Origin of the sequence: Bartonella sp. AP57NXGY (assembly GCF_042195805.1) — a bacterium.
Lineage (GTDB): Bacteria > Pseudomonadota > Alphaproteobacteria > Rhizobiales > Rhizobiaceae > Bartonella.
In genome coordinates this window covers 5066-8003 of record NZ_JBHIOZ010000063.1, presented here as the reverse complement: position 1 = coordinate 8003, position 2938 = coordinate 5066, and the positions used below count along the sequence as shown (strand labels likewise).

The window sequence follows — 2938 nt, the reverse complement described above, 5'->3', positions numbered from 1 at the left end:
TATCATTTTTTATTTTTTTTTAAATAAAATAACCCAAACTTTACCAATAAAATATTGAACAAAAAATCCTATTTCAAAACATTATTGGAAAAATCTGCCTTCATAAAAATAAAACATGAAAACAGCAAGGAGTTCAAAGAGAGCATGGCGCCTTTAAAGTAAAATATAGCACCCCATTGCAATGCATAAAAATAGGAAGTTGCCTAGGAATGAGTTAATCACAATAACGCTTGTTTTATGCTACTTTAATAGAGAAAATTTTCTGCGCAGATACGATTTATAAAGACATTGCTGTATAAAGAGAATCGCATGATCTGTAATTTGTAAAAAGAATCAAATTCCTGTAGAAGCATGCTAAGCTATCTATCTAGCTTTCTTTATTTAATATTGAAAAGTACTCTTATAAATCTATGTGGGATAACGAACAACAAAAAAACGATCCTGGACAAGACCCTGCTCTTGTCGTCAAGCGCTTGCGGCCTGCGCGCCGACAGGTCTCTGCTCGTTGGCTTACGGGAACCATTCTGACAGGAATCACTTCCTGCATTCTTATGGGGATTGCACTTTTTACGGCTCTTGATGAACAACAGCGATTGGTAACACCGCCACAATGGTTTACGCAAGAAAACCTATCAGAATCACAAGACCCTGAGGCCAATGGCTATAAAGGTGATCGTATTTCTCCCACCCATGCAAGGCAAAGCTTTGACAGAAAACGTCAATTTGAATTATCGATTCTACAAAAAAAAGGCGATGAAAAAGTCATTCAAACACAACATTTTGAATGGATTCGTATGGCTTTAGCCGAAAATCGCCCCCAGAAATATAGCTATCCAAAATTTGATTCTTTAAGCATTCTTGCTAGTGATACGAAAAATCAAAATATCGCACCACAAGAAGATTCTGGGCAGATTTATGGAGCAAAGGTTGAAACAAAACTCACCTTACGCAGCTATGATTTTAAGGTAAATCAATTCGATTTTGATGACAGCGACACATTGACAGATGAAGAGGCACAACAAGAAGTACAAAAAGCTGGATTTACTTTAGAAAAGAGCTCCGAACTTCTTTCAGTTCTCACATTGATTGATCCTTTAAAATTAGAAGATGTATCCTCCCCTTCCCAAGGCACAGAATCCCCTGAAGTTCGAATCGTTCAAGAAAATGTAACCGTTTCTCCTCAAAGTCACCGTATCGATCTGACGAAAAACTATGTTGAAGATATTATTCCTATTCGTAAAAAACAAACGATAGCCGATGCTTTCAAAAAAACCAGTTATACAAAAAAGCAAATTGACCAGGTTGTAAAAACGCTAGAAAAAATAAGCCTTTCCGATTCCCTTAAAGAGGGAAGCCTTTTACGCATTGGTATCGTGACACAAGCTGGTGAAGAAGACCATCTCGTACGCGCAAGTATCTATCAAGGAATGCATCATATTCTCACCATTGCCCTGAATGATAAAGGCCAATTCATTGAAAGCACAGAGCCTAAAATGTCTAAAGCACTTAAAACGGCTTTTCAAAATGGTATTCCACATTCTTATATCAATAGCGCGCAATTACCAACGGCTTATGATGCACTCTATAGTGCTTTGCTAAGCCATAATATATCACAATCTCTCTCTCATCGTCTTATTCGTCTGCTAGCCACCAATATTGACATGAAAAGTCCGATAACACCCAATGATCAGATCGAAATATTTTATGCTGTACCACAAAGCGATAAAGAAAACAAAAACGGCAAAAAGAATTTGAAAGCAAAGGAATCATCCAAGAACGCTGATCCAGAAATTCGTTATATTAGTGCAACTTTTGGGAATACAACTTATAAATATTACCGTTATCAATTAAAAGATGGAAGCGTTGATTATTATGATTCTGAAGGGAAAAGTTCAAAGCCTTTCTTGTTGCGCAAACCCACACCAAATGGCATTTTTGGCTCTCCCTTTGGTCCACGCAAACATCCTATTTTAGGCTATATTCGCATGCATACGGGTGTTGATTGGGTTGCTCCTAAAGGATCACCCATTATTGCTGTAGGAGATGGTATTGTCACAAAAGTAGGTGTAACAGGTGGCTATGGAAATCATACGGAAATTCAACATGCCAATGGATATGTCAGCAGTTATTCACACCAAAGTCGTTATGCACCAGACATCAAACCAGGCGTGAAAGTACGACAAGGACAAATTATTGGGTATGTTGGATCAACAGGAATGGCAACCGGACCCCATTGTCATTTTGAAATCATTGTCAATGGCGTCAAGGTTGATCCCATGCGCATTCGTATACCGGATAGCAAAGCCTTAACCAATCAAGACCTACAAACATTCCTACAAGAAAAAAACAACATTGATGCCTTGATCAACAGCCCAATAGCACCCTCCGAAGAAACTTAAAGCATGAAAGCATCTGCATTTTTACGACTCAAAACATCTAAAAAATATGCTTGAGCGCTTACTTTTCTCAAAGAGATTTCCGCATTTTAAATATCTATTAAAGAATACGCCGAAAGATGCCACCACCCAAGGTCGCATCACAATGATTAAAAATAAAACACCCTCCCCTTTTCAGGTTTACGCACAATAGAAAAGTGAAAAATATGAAACCCCAAAAGGCTAACTCTTCTTGTTTATTTTATCAAAACGATAGCCCGTCCTTATTTGCCATGCAATAAAATCTCAAATCAAAGAGGTGCCCGCTAAAGGATGAAGATTCTAAAATCCATATCATTCTATAAACAACCCGACTTTTTTTTGAATAGATTCCACCTATTGAATGCTTGTTGTGCATAGCCCTAAAGGACAGTGTTTCATGAACTTTCTAAGCAAGTTATCCTTGAGAATATTTGTTACACACTTTTACAAAAACACCCCATATTTAAAGTTTCACATGCCTTACAAAAAATAACAAAACTTGAAAAAACTCTCTCTTTGCA

At 37.3% G+C, this 2938-nt stretch carries 1 protein-coding gene; it reads left to right on the top strand.

What is annotated here, in order from left to right; translation table 11 throughout:
• The first annotated feature begins 410 nt into the window (after positions 1-410).
• Positions 411-2399 carry a M23 family metallopeptidase gene (locus ACFIL8_RS06640; RefSeq protein WP_375689189.1) on the top strand — a complete coding sequence of 663 codons (1989 nt, stop codon included), beginning with the start codon at positions 411-413 and terminating at the stop codon, positions 2397-2399.
• The last annotated feature ends 539 nt before the right edge of the window (positions 2400-2938 follow it).